The following is a 14,896-nucleotide window of genomic DNA, read 5'->3' as shown; positions in this document are numbered from 1 at the left end:
GGGTACGAGTCACTGAAAGTATATTCGGAACCGCCGTATGCGACCCACGCTTGTACGGTGGTGTGAGAGGACGGAGGCTGCGAGGCCTCCTCCTACTCGATTTCTCGGGATACGAGATTAGAAATCGTCCTGCTAAGTGCTAAGCTCGGCTTCTAACCATTTGAGATAGCATAAACATTGCTGCCGCACTGATAACCACAGACGGGCCAGCAGGCGTATCATAGAACCAAGACAAGCTTAATCCACCGAATACAGCGATAGAGCCAATAATTGATGCAAGGAAGGCCATCTGCTCAGGTGTGCTCGAGAACTTCCTTGCCGTTGCTGCAGGAATAATCAGTAGCGATGTCATGATTAACGCACCAACAAACTTCATACCGACAGCAATCACGATACCGACCAATAGCATCAGAATCAGACGCATTAAATCAATGTTGATGCCATCAACCGCCGCGAGATCTTCGTTAACCGTCGTTGATAGTAGTGGTCGCCAAAAGATAGCAAGTACTAATCCAATCACAGCAGCACCCGCATAGATGAACACTAAATCCGTTGGAGATACTGCCAGCAAGTCACCAAATAGGTAGCTCATTAGGTCAACACGAACGTTATCTAAGAAACTGACAGCAACCAAACCAAGTGATAGCGCACTGTGCGCCAAAATACCGAGTAGGGTATCGGTCGCGACCAGCTTTTGTTTTTGTAAAGTCACTAGCAACACGGCCAGCATCAAACAACAAATCAGCAGCGCGAAATACAAGTTAATGTTGAACAGAAAGCCAAGTGCTAAGCCCATCAAAGAAGCGTGAGCAAGCGTGTCACCAAAGTAAGCCATCTTGCGCCATACCACGAACGACCCTAATGGGCCTGCAATTAGCGCAATACCCAAACCCGCCAGAATAGAGGGAAGAAGAAACTCAAGCATTAGTGATGTCCATGTTTATGGTTTGAACATTCATGCACGTCGCCTTCGACAGGCTGGCCTGCAAGATCATGATGGTGATGTTCGTGTTGGTGATGATAAAACGCTAGTGTTTCTTGGGTCGCGGTGCCAAAGAGCGCAATATACGAAGGGTGGTGTTTGATGTCTGCAGGTGCGCCTGAGCAACAGATATGATGGTGCAAACAGATAACATCGTCTGTTTTTGCCATCACTAAATGCAGGTCATGTGAAACCATAAATACGGCACAACCAAAGCGGTGACGAATGGTGTCAATCAGGTCATACAGGTCTATTTGCCCTTGTACATCAACGCCTTGAGCAGGTTCATCAAGAACCAGTAGATCTGGTCTTCTTAGCAATGAACGAGCAATCAGCACACGTTGGTTTTCACCGCCAGATAGCTGGTGCATGTTACTCTTTTGCAGATGTTCAGCGCCAACAAGCTTCAATGCTTCAAGGATCTCTTGCTGACTGAACTTGCCAGTGAGCTTTAGAAAACGTTCTACATTAAGCGGTAGTGAATCATTAAGCTTTAATTTTTGTGGTACATAGCCAATTTTCAGTTTTTTAGCTTTTGTTATTGTGCCTGAAAATTTGGTTTGTAAACCCAGTACCACTTTTACTAATGTCGACTTTCCTGCACCGTTTGGCCCAATGAGGGTGGTGATTCTGCCGCGCTCTATATTTAGAGAGATGTTGTCTAGAACTTTTCGACCGTCAAATTCGACGCTCACAGAATCTAGTTGGATTAAGTTATCCATGAATAGAACTCATTTGCAATTCGCTAATGTTATAATGTAACATTTACCTCAAGCCTAAGCTACTTTTCTATTATCGAGGGATTATGTCACGTTCATCTTTTATACTTGCCACTTTGCTTTTAGCGCCAAGTGTCGCAAGTGCCAATACTATTCTAACAAGCTTTAAACCAATTCAAATGATTGTGACGGAATTAACGCAGGGCGTTAGTGAACCGGATGTGCTAATGAACAGCAATGCTTCGCCGCACGATTATGCGCTTAAGCCATCTGATGTCAAAAAAGTTCACAGTGCCGATATGGTTATCTGGTTTGGCCCTGACCTAGAAGCCTTTTTGACTAAGGTGATTGGTTCAAAAGAAAATGTTATCAAGATCAGTGAGATTCCCGGAATCAACTTGAGAGAGTTTGGGCATGAAGATCACGATGCTCATGAAGGACACCATCATGGTAGCCATGACCCGCATTTTTGGTTGGGCATCGACCAAGTTGAAGTCGCGGCAAAATATATCTCAGCTAAGTTGATTGAATCTGATCCTGATAACGCAATGGCGTATCAAGAGAACCTAGACTCATTCTTGATTGCTTTGAAAGAGAAGAAGCAGTCAATTAATGAACAACTTGCGCCAGTGAAAGACAAAGGTTACTACGTATTCCATGATGCGTATGGCTACTTCGAACAGGAGTTTGAGTTAAATAACTTAGGTCACTTTACCGTGAGCCCAGAGCGCAAGCCGGGTGCAAAAAGCTTGATAGCTATCAAGAAAACCTTGGTGCGTGAAAATGTTCAATGTGTGTTTTCTGAGCCTCAATTCACTCCTGCTGTGATTGAATCAGTGACGCGCGGAAGTAACGCAAAACAAGGTCAGCTTGACCCTATCGGTTCAACAGTTGAAGTGAAGAGTGGAAGCTATTTCGATTTTCTTCAGCAACTTACAGATAGCTATACAAGTTGCTTAGACGAGAAGTAAGTCATAAACGAGTATTCTTTACTCTACTTTGCTCTCGTTAATTTATGAATCATGCCGCTTTTTGCGGCATTTTCGTGACCGCTAAGATAAAACCTCCTAACAAATAACAAACCTCCTTTCTCCTTTTCTAATTTCCGCTAAAATGGAAAGATAATAATAAGCACAAAAAAACTCAGTTTTTGGTTTAGCAACGATAAGACGTTGTGGTACCCAAAATTTCATGTGTTGTTGCTGTTCAGGATTAAGAGTTGTATCGAATTATCTTCAAAATGTTCATGTTAATGAGCATTTCATTTAGCGTTCTCGCGGTAAATACATCACCCTCCGTTTTCTATCCTTTGCCCGTTCAAGCGCAAGGGAACTTTCTTGCGGCTAAAAACCTGTACTTAGGTGCCGGTGGCGGGCTATGGGTTCATGATGTCCATGGAAAAGTACTCTTTTATGATGGCCGAACCCTATTCCCTCGAAAGGGCAGCCTTCTGCAATTTTCTTCAGAAAGAGTCGCGTTTCTTAACGATGAGTTTTGGACATTTTTTGATAATGAGGTGTACCGACATAGCCCTGGTATTGGCAATGAGCTTGCGTTTAGTTTAAGCCCCGGCGCTGAGATCGCGAATATCGGCTCATCAGGTGATTATATTTGGGTCACAGATGGCAGTAATTTTTATACTTACAACACTCAATCTTTAGAATTTACCACCTACTCACTACTCAAACTGTATCGATACAACAATAGCAGTGATATTGCGATTAACGATGCGGAGTGGGTGTTGTCAAAATGGGTACTCGCGACCAGTTCTGGTGCTTACCTTTCCGAGGCGCAAGAGTTTACTCACATCACTGCATCAGATAAGCACCATATTGAGACGGTTTATTTTTCTAATGCTAGACGAGAGTTAGTGATTGGCACTTTAAATGGGGCGGTGATTGTTGATCTCGCGAATCCAGATAAAGAGAACAAAATAAAAGGGTCGCACGTTCTCTCGCTTGCTGAAACTTCAGACCAATATTGGATTGGCACAGAGCATGGACTCATTAGTTATAACTTCATTACGGGACAAATTACACGATTCGAACAAGCCGCTAGTCAAGACTTCTCGTTACCGGGTGAGAAAATATATTCGTTGATAAACGATCATGCTGGTGGTATGTGGGTTGCGACAAACAACGGTATCCGATACTTCTCACTGTTCAGCAAAACCTTCTCGAGAACACCCCTAACTGGAATGGGCATGCATTCGAGTAGTGTGGTGATCAATAAAGTACTGCCTGTCAGTGACCAGTTATCTTGGGTCGCGTCTTCAATGGGGCTCTACTTGGTTGATTCTGAAAGTGAAGAGAACCCAATTCGTGTTTACTCTAACCCTGTTAATGATTTTGAGATCTTTGGCTCTTCCATTTGGTTGGCGACCGAACAAGGTATCATCAGTCTAAATACGGAAACACTACAACCCGAAGCCCTTGATTTACCAAGGCCAATTGAGGGAGTGCGTGTTGAAAACCTTGCGCTTCAAGCCGATAACGTTCTTTGGATGACCTCTGGGCAAAACCTCTATTCGTTATCTATCGAAACCATGAAACTGACGAGTTATGGCACTGACTGGTTAGTCGACAAGTTCTTGCCTGCGAAGATCACCGCTCTCAATGTAGGCTTGCTAGGTCGCATCTATATAGGAACGGATCATGGCTTCTACTCGTTCATTGATAAACGAATTAGCTTTAGTCGTTCCAGCGAACGGTTTGGCAAAGTCGTCGATATTGAAAAAGCGAAGGATGGAGCGCAGTGGTTTGCGAGCAGTTATGGCGTGTATCGAATCCCGGATGACAGCTCTATTATTCAAGAAATCACTCTTGTTGAAGACAATATTAGCCCCAACTGCCTGATAAGCGATGACAATGGTGTTTGGTTAGGCTCTTCGAAAGGCATCAGTTATTACGGATTGGATGGGCAACTGCATAAACACATAGGTTCGCCATTTGGTTTGATCACCAATGAACTGGCGGCAGGAGCGTGTGCTCTTTTTTACAGTCAAGATAGCCAACCTTCGAGGCTTGTTTTCGGCTCAAAGTATGGTGTAGTCAGCGCGTTATCTAACGAGTTACTGGTATCAACTACACCTCATAGCCGTGCCTTGTTGAGTAAGATAAGTGTCGACCAACAAACGGTATCACTTGGCGGGAAAACGGCAGAGCTGGATGAGATTCCTTATGGTTCATCGATGGGGTTTAAGCTAGGTATCTTACCAGCAACGTTCGCACCTGCGATGGAATACCGACTGAGCGACGATGAACCTTGGAGTGAGTTTGAAGGGGGCTTGTTAACGCTCGATCATCTTCTTCCAGGGGATTACACACTTGAAGTGAAGCCGGTTAAAGGCTCCCATTATCGCTTTGTGTCAACCAATCAAAGCTTCTCGATTGCGGAGCCTTGGTATCTGACCAATTGGGCTGCAGCAAGCTCTCTGATATTACTGATTGGCGTTGTGACTATCTTAGTCTTTTGGCGTTCGCGTTATGTCACTTTTGCCAACCGGCACTTAAAAGCGCAAGTTGCACTGAAGACAGACCAATTGAGGCACCAAAGCCGGATATTACTCGCCACTAATCAACAGCTTAAAAAGCAGCTATCCGTGAAGAATGCGCTTGTGTCTCACACTGCCAATGAACTCTCTTCTGAAGTGAATCATATTGCTGCGATGCTCCCGAATTGGAATGACGAGCTCGGGAAGTCGCCGATTCTAACCTTGAAAAATGGCTTAGCTCAATTGAGTAATACGCCTCAAGGAGAAGGGCAAGTTTGTTACGATATAATTTTAATCTTAGAGGTGGTACTCAAAGCTTGGCAGGATGACTTAACCAAAGCCGGTATTGAACTGGATATTAAAGTCGAAACAAAACAACGATATGTCTCGTTGCTGTATTTTAATCTCGATATTATCTTCAATAGCTTGGTTGCGAGCATCATCAAGAGAAACTTTAAGTCGCAGAGTATGGTGGTTCTGGTTGAAGAGGTTAAGGAGCATCTTGTTGTGACCATTCGAGATCATGGGATGCCTTTCCCTAAACTGGCATCAAGCATGGGTGACAATACCGGAAAGTCGACCGACCTTAACATCGAAAAGCTGCCGCTATTGATGAATCAGAGCGGTGGTGAGCTTAATGCCTTTGTTTCGGAGTCTCAAAATAAGGTTCAGCTTTCGTGGCCAATTGAGTATCAAGTACTCGACAATCTTGAAGCCAGCACAATTGAACAGATTGAAACCATTAAGCTTGCCGCCTCAACACCAGAGCAACAAAAACTGACAGCGGAACAAGAGTGGAAGAACAGAGTGTCGCAGCTTGTGAGTGAAAACTACGCTGATGCCGAGTTCAGTACTGCAACTGCCGCTAAGTATTTGTTTATGTCTGAGAGAAGCTTACAGAGACGCTTTAAATCGGCTTACAACAAGACCTTCAAAGAGCACTTGAATGAAGTACGTCTAGAGCATGCGTGTGAGCGCTTACTCGCTGGAGAGAAGATCTCTGATGTGGCGTTTGATTCGGGGTTCAATGACCCTTCCTATTTCAGTCAAAGGTTTAAGCACCACTTTGGCATGTCACCATCTAAGTTTGCTGAAAACAACGAAGAGTAGCACGCAGCGGATACTCAGCTAGAACATAAATAAAGATACTTTAGCCTCGACATTCGTGTTGAGATACGAGATACGAGATACGAGATACGAGATACGAGATACGAGATACGAGATACGAGATACGAGATACGAGATACGAGATACGAGATACGAGATACGAGATAAATGGGGAGTTTAAAAAGGTTGTTGGGATAAAACAAAGGGAAGAAAAAAAATATCGTGGCATAGCCGGGGGGACTATACCACGGGTGCCAACGACACCTTCGCTTGCTGCCGGAGTGATATAGCAAAGCCATATCACCTCTGGAATAAAATTAAAGAGAAGTAGTTTCTCTTCGATGGAGTAACTATACGTCCAGCTACTTATTTTACTTATAAAATTAACGACAGATACCTATGAGAAAACCGACACTGTCTCAAGTGATTGATAATTAATGATTTGTTTTTGTTTGGGAGGGTTTGTACTAGTGAGGTAGTTCTCGCTAGTTGTTGAAAGTAACGTTTTTGACGTAAACGTTTTTAACGAAACTTACGAGTATGTATTTTCGAAAACATTGATTTCACACAATAGAATTGTGGGCATGTATGTGTATTATGGCGTTAATAACAATCTTTCTCATTATCAGTCACGAATTGGGTACTTATGAAACTCTCACAATTAGAGCAAGGAAAGGCGGCTTCTATTGTTGCACTAACAGGTTTAACACCAGACGTAAGGAAGAAACTTATGGTCATGGGTATGTTGCCAAAAACCGAGGTGACGCTTATCCGCCGTGCACCTATGGGTGATCCGCTTCAAGTTGAAGTGAGAGGTGTTTCTATCGCCATTCGTGAAAGCATTGCAGAACAAATCGAGGTTATCTAAATGGATTATCAAGTTCTTACCGTTGGTAACCCGAATAGTGGTAAAACAACACTGTTCAACGCACTGACTGGTGCTAAGCAGCACGTTGGTAACTGGGTTGGTGTCACTGTTGAAAAGAAGACGGGTTTATACTCGCACGCTGGTGATCAGTTTCAACTAACGGATTTACCGGGTATCTACGCACTAGATAGTGGTAATGATGCAAATAGTATTGATGAGTCTATCGCGTCGCGAGCTGTTCTGACTCACCCTGCTGACGTGATCATTAATGTTGTTGATGCAAGTTGCTTAGAGCGAAGCTTATACATGACATTGCAATTGCGAGAGTTGGGTCGTCCAATGATCGTTGTATTGAACAAAATGGATGTATTAAAGCGTGAGCGTCAGGTGATTAACCTGAAAGCGCTAGAGAAAGAGCTAGGTTGCCCGGTTCTTAGCTTGTCTGCGAACGATAAAGGTCAAGTGGCTCGTTTCAAAGAGCGCCTGCATAAGCTTCTTGTTCAAGGTGTTAGCCTTGACCCTATCTCTATTAACTATGACGAAGCATTAGAAGCACTTATTCCTTCTGTTGAATCACACTTTGATGATGCTGATGTTTCTCACCGCGCGCTTGCGATTCGTGCTCTAGAAAATGATTACTTGGTGTTAAACGGTTTAGCTCCGCAAACACGTACTCAAATTGACAATGTGCGTCTTGGTGCCGAGTTTGATATCGACCTTGCTGTTGCTGACGCTAAATACACTTTCTTACATGACCTTTGTAAACGTGTTCGTCGCAGCGAAGGCAAACTAAGCCGTAACTTTACAGAGAAAGCAGACCAATTCATTTTGAACAAATGGGTCGGTATTCCTTTCTTCTTCGTTATCATGTACCTAATGTTCATGTTCTCTATCAATATCGGTAGTGCGTTTATCGACTTCTTCGATATTGGTGTTGGAGCAATATTAGTTGATGGTGGACACCACTTATTAGATGGCCATTTACCAGTTTGGTTAGTCACTGTACTTGCTGATGGTATTGGCGGCGGTATCCAAACGGTTGCGACCTTTATTCCTGTTATCGCAGCGCTTTACCTATTCTTAGCGGTACTAGAAAGCTCAGGCTACATGGCTCGTGCTGCATTTGTACTTGATAAAGTGATGCAGAAGATTGGTTTACCGGGTAAAGCATTTGTCCCACTTGTACTGGGCTTTGGTTGTAACGTGCCTTCAATCATGGCAACTCGTACTCTTGACCAAGAGCGCGAACGTAAACTAGCAGCATCAATGGCGCCGTTTATGTCATGTGGTGCTCGTTTACCGGTATACGCACTGTTCGCGGCGGCGTTCTTCCCAGGTGCAGGACAAAACGTAGTATTCGCTCTGTACATCATGGGTATCGTTGCTTCTGTATTTACGGGTTTGTTCCTGAAAAACACGATCTACCCAGGTAGCAGTGATAGCTTAGTGATGGAAATGCCAGATTACGAATTGCCGACAGTGCAAAACGTAATGTTGAAAACTTGGCAGAAGCTGAAGCGTTTCGTACTTGGTGCAGGTAAAACAATCGTGATGGTTGTGGCTATTCTTAGCTTCCTAAACTCTCTAGGTATGGACGGCAGCTTTGGTAACGAAGATAGCGAAAACTCAGTACTGTCTAGAGCAGCTCAAGTTGTAACACCTGTATTCCAACCAATTGGTATTACTGAAGAGAACTGGCCTGCAACGGTTGGTATCATCACAGGTATTTTCGCTAAAGAAGCCGTTGTTGGTACATTAAATAGCCTATATACAACGCCTTCTGATGAAGAAGCAGCTGAGTTTGACTTAGCAGCAAGCCTGCAAGAAGCGGTAATGACGATCCCTGAAAACCTAGCCGGATTGAGCTACTCAGATCCATTAGGTATTGAAGTTGGCGACTTGTCTGACTCTAATTCTGTAGCAGCTGACCAAGAAGTCGATACCTCTATCTTTGGTAACTTGAAAGACAAGTTTGTATCTGGTCATGCGGCATTCGCTTACTTGATTCTTATCCTGCTTTACACGCCTTGTGTGGCCGCGATGGGTGCTTATGTTCGTGAATTTGGTCAGACGTTTGCACGCTTCATCGCGGTTTGGACGATGGCTCTTGGTTACTTTGGTGCGACTTTCTACTACCAAGCGGCAAACTTTGCTGCGCATCCTGTGACAAGTGCAGTATGGATGGTGGCGATTGCTGGTGGTTTTGTGGTGACGTATCGCGTCTTCAAGAAAGTGGGCAGTAAGCAGAAAGCACTAGAGGTGCAAGTAGTATGATTTTAACTGAACTTCATCAATACATTGATAGCCACGGCGTTGCGGCTCGTAAAGAGCTCGCTGCAAAGTTTGGCATGAGTGAAGATGGCGTCGATGCGATGCTGAGTGTTTGGGTCAAGAAAGGGAAAGTTTCTCGCTTGGTCGATACGAATAAGCATGGTCATACAACGCGTATTCGCTACACCATCAGCAAACAAGATGGTTTGTCGCTTAACGTGATGATGTAGTTCGGTCTTCAGACTCTCGTTGAAAAAGACGAGATTAGAAAATGACAAAGCCGCTTATCTAAGATGAGCGGCTTTTTGTTATGTGTCTTTTCTGAAGTGTTTTGCTTTAAAGCTCAATGAGATGAACTCGAATTATGCTTTCTTGAAGATAGAGCTCAGTGACAGAACGTTTTGGATACGAGTCAGGATAGCGGCTTGATCTTCTTCACTGCGCTGTTCGCCTTTTGTATTACCCCATACTGGGCCGGGCCAAGCAATGTCGTCTTTGAAGCGTGCAATATGGTGGATGTGCAGTTGTGGCACCATATTACCCAGCGCACCAAGGTTCAATTTGTCTGGTTGGAACGTTGCTTCTAATGCTTGGCTTACCGCCTGAGATTCATGTAGGAACTGCTGTTGCTCTTTCATTGGTAAGTGGTGCAACTCTTTTAGGTTGGCACGTTTTGGTACCAAGATAACCCAAGGCACTGCGTTATCTTTGTGTAGCAGGGCTAAGCTCAGTGGAAATTCGCCGATAAGTGTGGTGTCTTTCGCAAGTTGCGGGTGAAGTTCGAAGCTCATGATCTTTCCAATTAATTGTTTTACATGAGTATAAGGTCGGAGTTTGAATGTGGCTAGGGCTTACGTTCTCAATAAGCAGATTCCCTATCACGTTCGTCCCTCACTGTAGGGAATGATGGCGAGAAGAGGGATAACGATTTGGTGTGGTTTGATGGCGCATCATTGATGTTGTCTTGGATTCACTACACCTATTCTCGTCATCTCCTAGAGCGACGAATGAGCGTAATAGGAGATCTCTTGCTGTGTAGGTTAGCTAATCGCTTAAATAATCGAGTAAACAAACCTCCAGACAAAAAAAGGTTGACGCTTTCACGTCAACCTTTCTAATTTTCTCGAATCTCGAATCTCGAATCTCGAATCTCGAATCTCGAATCTCGAATCTCGAATCTCGAATCTCGAATCTCGAATCTCGAATCGCTTACATGCGCTCTAGAGTGTCGATACCTAGAAGCGATAGACCTTGCTTGATCGTCTTCGCTGTTAGTGCAGCAAGCTTCAGACGGCTCTGCTTAACAGCTTCGTCTTCAGCAACTAGGATAGGGCACGCTTCGTAGAAGCTAGAGAATTGACCAGCTAGTTCGAACAGGTAGCTACACATGATGTGTGGTTGACCTTCACGAGCAACAGACTGTACTGCTTCTTCAAACTGTAGAAGTTTCGCGATAAGCGCTTTCTCTTTCTCTTCAGTGATTTTGATTTCACCTTCAAGCGAGTCCATAGAAATGCCAGCTTTAGCAAATACAGAAGCAACACGAGTGTATGCGTACTGCATGTATGGTGCTGTGTTGCCTTCGAATGCAAGCATGTTGTCCCAATCGAACACGTAGTCAGTAGTGCGGTGCTTAGAAAGGTCTGCGTACTTAACCGCTGCCATAGCAACAGTGTTCGCGATCGCTTTCTTCTCGTCTTCTGCTAGTTCTGGGTTCTTAGATTCGATTAGCTGCGCTGCACGAACTTCGGCTTCATCAAGAAGATCAGCAAGACGAACAGTACCGCCTGCACGAGTCTTGAATGGTTTACCGTCTTTACCTAGCATCATGCCGAATGCGTGGTGCTCAAGAGAAACAGATTCTGGGATGTAACCTGCTTTACGAACGATAGTCCAAGCTTGCATTAGGTGTTGGTGCTGACGTGAGTCGATGAAGTAAAGTACGCGGTCTGCGCCTAGTTCTTCAAAACGGTATTTTGCACAAGCGATATCAGTGGTTGTGTAAAGGAAGCCGCCGTCACGTTTCTGGATGATAACGCCCATTGGGTCGCCATCTTTGTTTTTGTATTCGTCTAGGAATACAACCTGTGCGCCGTCATCTTCTTTTGCAAGACCTTGCTCTTTTAGGTCAGCAACGATAGTTGGAAGCATGTGGTTGTACATGCTTTCGCCCATTACGTCATCACGCGTTAGAGACACGTTTAGGCGATCGTAGTTGCGTTGGTTTTGAATCATTGTTACGTCAACAAGCTTCTTCCACATCTCTGCGCAGAACTCGTCGCCGCTTTGTAGTTTAACAACGTAGCCACGTGCTTTAACTGCGAACTCTTCGTCTTCATCGTAAAGCTTTTTAGATTCACGGTAGAAGCCTTCAAGGTCAGCAAGTTCCATTGAAACTTCGCCAGACTCAGCCTGAACGCGCTCAAGGTTTGCGATAAGCATACCAAATTGAGTACCCCAGTCACCGATGTGGTTAGCACGGATAACGTTGTGGCCTAGGAACTCAAGAGTACGAACGACCGCATCACCGATGATGGTTGAACGTAGGTGACCAACGTGCATCTCTTTCGCAACGTTTGGTGCAGAGTAATCCGCAACAATTGTTTGTGTTTCTGCTACTGCAACACCAAGGCGAGAATCAGCCAATGCTGCGTCTGCTTGTTGTGCTAGGAAAGCTTCATCTAGGAAGATGTTAAGGAAACCTGGGCCTGCGATTTCTACTTTAGAAGCGATACCGTCTAGGTTTAGAACGTCCAATACTTTTTGAGCAAACTCTCGAGGATTAGTGCCTAGTCGCTTAGCAACGCCCATAACGCCGTTTGCTTGGTAGTCACCAAATTGTGGTTTTGCAGATTGGCGAACAGCCGCAGGAGAGCCTGCAGGTGCGCCTGCGGCTTCTAGAGCCTGAGATACTTTGTCATTAATAAGTGCTTGGATATTCACACGCGTTTCCTTCAATTCAAGGATGATAAGAGTGGCCGTTATTTCGAGGTCATTAAATTGGTTAATTATGCATCTAGTTAACGATTTAATGCCGAAATGAACAACAGACACTGTTTAAGTTCACAAAAATGGCGTTAATCATACCAATTTTGTGGGGTTTCTTATAGGTCGAATTGATAGAAAATTAACATTTCCTGAGTGGTTTTTGACAATCGACTTTTAGCAAGAAGCGTTTGCATGTTTAAGGAGCGAAAAGAACATAGTTATTGAGTGTTTTTTGTAAAAGCAACGCTTGTTGCAAAAGGCAAAACTGATAACATGCAGCCATTATTTGGAGAACACAGACAATGATGATGAGCCTGAAGCAAGCTGAACTAGAACCACAACAAATGATCGCCCGCCTTGATACTTTTATGGCAAAAATCGAGAGCCTAGGAAATACATTAGGTTTGGATTTAAGCTTTGCTCAAGCGGATCATATTGCGCTGCGAATCAATGACACTGAGCTAGCGAAATCTGCCCATCAAGCGTGGTCTGAGTACGGCTCTACGATTTCTGAGGCGATGATTAATGGTCGTCCAATTGTGGTGTTGGCTTTCGATGAACCCTTGCAAAGCCTTGGCTGGAAAATTGAATGTTTGGAGCTGCCATATCCAGCAGAAGGTAAGATTTACCCAAGCCAAGATTGGGAACATGTAGAGTTTGTGATTCCTTCTCATGCCCAAACAGCTGATGAGTATCTAGCGGATCTTAAAGAAACTTACCCGCAGTTCGCTGCTAACTTTGAAACGCTGGGTGAGCAAGGCGTTAAGATCAAACTCTCTAGCCCGAAAGGCGAGGGTGAACGCTTGAATAACCCAACAGTGGCTTTTAAACATCAAGGGATTTGCATCAAGCTGCATCCACACTCTTTGAAGAAGATTGTGGAATCAGAACAGGCTTAATTTGAATAGAGAGTTGCTAGGAAAGAGATTCCTGATCTCGCCTTGGCTCGTCGGAATGACGGGGTGTTCGATGAAATTTTCCAGAGTCTATCTTTGGATAGTGACAGACTGAGCGTTCGAGAGCGTATGTTAGAGCCTATAGCTCGAAGGTTCATCACCGAGTTCGTCATTCCCGATAGCGACGAAGGAGCGTAGTCGGGAATCTCTCAAAGCGAGTCTGATCATCAGATACAAAAAACGCGCGATGGGCTTTCCCTATTGCGCGTTTTTTATTGGGTTCTAACTGGAAGTCTTACCGGAAATCGAATATCCGATTTACAGAATTACAGTCTTGTTGCCGTAAACAAACACATGATCATTGATCACCTTGTTTAACGCCTTACTTAATACATTCTTCTCTACGTCACGACCGGCTTGTGCCATGTCTTTCGCGCTGAAGTTGTGATCCACAGGGATAACATCTTGCTTGATGATTGGACCTTCATCCAAATCATTCGTCACAAAGTGTGCCGTTGCGCCAATGATCTTCACGCCGCGCTCATACGCTTGTTGGTATGGCTTCGCGCCAATAAATGCTGGCAAGAAGCTGTGGTGGATATTGATGATCTTGTGGTTGTATTTTTCAACAAAACCTGGTGTCAGCACTCGCATGTACTTAGCCAAAACAAGGTAATCCGCCTCGTACTGGTCAATCACTTCTAGCATCTTCTTCTCATGTTCTTCACGGTTTAGCCCTTCGTGAGAAACATGGTGGTAAGGGATGTCAAAACGCTCGGTTAGGCTTTGTAGAATGTCGTAGTTACCGACAACGGCCGCAATTTCAACGTCTAAGCTGCCATCGAAGTTCTTCATTAGAATGTCGCCAAGGCAGTGTGCTTCCTTGGTCACGAGTATCACAACACGCTTGCGAGACGAATCAACAAGCTTACGTTTCGTATTTGGTGGCAGGGCTTGATCTAAATCGGCAAGTAAGGTTTCGTCATTGAAATACCCTTCAAGCTCGGTGCGCATAAAGAAGTGGCCACTTGTGTTATCTACGAACTCATTGTTGTGCACAATATTGAGTTGGTGTTTGTAACAAATGTTGGTGATCTTCGAGATGAGGCCTGGGGCATCAGTACAATGTGTTAGTAAAGTTTTTCTTTCCATTTGCATCTTACTTCCATGAAATGTTGCACTTATTATATGAAATCGGGATTCTTCAAATTTAATGCAGGCCGTCGAACGGTGAACTGAGCCGCAATATCACCGTTATAATTAATCTATTATCAAGTTGGTTTCAACAAATTCTGCTGCTGATTTATCGCTTTGATAAATTGTTTGATATAGAAATATCAGTTTTTAGATAGAAAAACAGGCAGAAGCTTCATTTTTAAAAGTTTTGACCGTAGTACGCATTTGAACTTCAACCGAGGCATTTACGCCTTGGCCAAAAATAGAGGTGATACTTATGGATAAAGAGTTACTCATAGACAGAACCTTAAGCACTAAGCTCAGCGTAAATTCCGTCTAACGTAATGTTTTCTTTAGACTTCCTCTGCGCGGACTTTTGAGCGTTCCTTGATATAT

General features: G+C 44.1%; 11 protein-coding genes. 6 read left to right on the top strand and 5 right to left on the bottom strand.

From position 1 onward, the window contains the following. Positions 1-139: 139 nt before the first annotated feature. Both znuB and znuC read right to left on the bottom strand, forming a co-directional pair. On the bottom strand, positions 140-925 hold the full coding sequence (gene znuB / locus F0229_RS21310) for a zinc ABC transporter permease subunit ZnuB (protein WP_017061944.1): 786 nt from the start codon (positions 923-925) through the stop codon (positions 140-142). Next, positions 925-1,704, bottom strand: coding sequence for a zinc ABC transporter ATP-binding protein ZnuC (znuC, locus tag F0229_RS21305; RefSeq protein ID WP_004734207.1), 780 nt, complete (start codon positions 1,702-1,704; stop codon positions 925-927). The genes znuB and znuC overlap by 1 nt, the downstream gene beginning before the upstream one ends. A gap of 83 nt (positions 1,705-1,787) precedes the next feature. On the opposite strand from znuC, the gene znuA reads away from it, so the two are divergent. The 5 genes from znuA to F0229_RS21285 all read left to right on the top strand — a co-directional run bounded on the left by znuA (position 1,788) and on the right by F0229_RS21285 (position 9,670). Next, the gene (znuA, locus tag F0229_RS21300; RefSeq protein WP_171733663.1) at positions 1,788-2,672 is read left to right on the top strand and encodes a zinc ABC transporter substrate-binding protein ZnuA; all 885 of its coding nucleotides are present in this window, start codon (positions 1,788-1,790) and stop codon (positions 2,670-2,672) included. A 248-nt stretch (positions 2,673-2,920) separates the two neighbouring features. Further along, complete coding sequence (locus F0229_RS21295; protein ID WP_171733662.1) at positions 2,921-6,304, top strand: helix-turn-helix domain-containing protein; 3,384 nt, start codon at positions 2,921-2,923, stop codon at positions 6,302-6,304. Between the two features lie 643 nt (positions 6,305-6,947). Continuing rightward, positions 6,948-7,169: a FeoA family protein gene (locus F0229_RS21795; protein WP_004734203.1), complete on the top strand. Its 222-nt coding sequence runs from the start codon at positions 6,948-6,950 to the stop codon at positions 7,167-7,169. After that, positions 7,170-9,443, top strand: coding sequence for a Fe(2+) transporter permease subunit FeoB (feoB, locus tag F0229_RS21290; protein ID WP_216606196.1), 2,274 nt, complete (start codon positions 7,170-7,172; stop codon positions 9,441-9,443). Then, positions 9,440-9,670: a FeoC-like transcriptional regulator gene (locus F0229_RS21285; RefSeq protein ID WP_017061938.1), complete on the top strand. Its 231-nt coding sequence runs from the start codon at positions 9,440-9,442 to the stop codon at positions 9,668-9,670. The genes feoB and F0229_RS21285 overlap by 4 nt, the downstream gene beginning before the upstream one ends. 132 nt (positions 9,671-9,802) lie before the next feature. Here the strand turns inward: F0229_RS21285 and F0229_RS21280 are convergent, their stop codons facing one another. After that, positions 9,803-10,231 carry an HIT domain-containing protein gene (locus F0229_RS21280; protein ID WP_017061937.1) on the bottom strand — a complete coding sequence of 143 codons (429 nt, stop codon included), beginning with the start codon at positions 10,229-10,231 and terminating at the stop codon, positions 9,803-9,805. A gap of 418 nt (positions 10,232-10,649) precedes the next feature. Next, positions 10,650-12,383, bottom strand: a complete 1,734-nt coding sequence (gene argS, locus F0229_RS21275; protein ID WP_017063415.1) for an arginine--tRNA ligase — start codon at positions 12,381-12,383, stop codon at positions 10,650-10,652. Positions 12,384-12,730: 347 nt separating this feature from the next. Between argS and F0229_RS21270 the strand changes: the two genes are divergently transcribed. Continuing rightward, a complete protein-coding gene (locus tag F0229_RS21270; protein WP_102398069.1) occupies positions 12,731-13,327 on the top strand; it encodes a VOC family protein in 597 nt (198 codons plus the stop codon). Positions 13,328-13,642: 315 nt separating this feature from the next. On the opposite strand, the gene purU is transcribed toward F0229_RS21270, so the two are convergent. Beyond that, positions 13,643-14,476, bottom strand: coding sequence for a formyltetrahydrofolate deformylase (gene purU, locus F0229_RS21265; protein WP_136978848.1), 834 nt, complete (start codon positions 14,474-14,476; stop codon positions 13,643-13,645). Positions 14,477-14,896 lie beyond the last annotated feature (420 nt).

It is taken from the genome of Vibrio sp. AIC-3, from assembly GCF_013114515.1.
Lineage (GTDB): Bacteria > Pseudomonadota > Gammaproteobacteria > Enterobacterales > Vibrionaceae > Vibrio > Vibrio crassostreae_C.
Note: the sequence above shows the minus strand (reverse complement) of the source record. Positions and strands in the feature narration are given on the sequence as shown.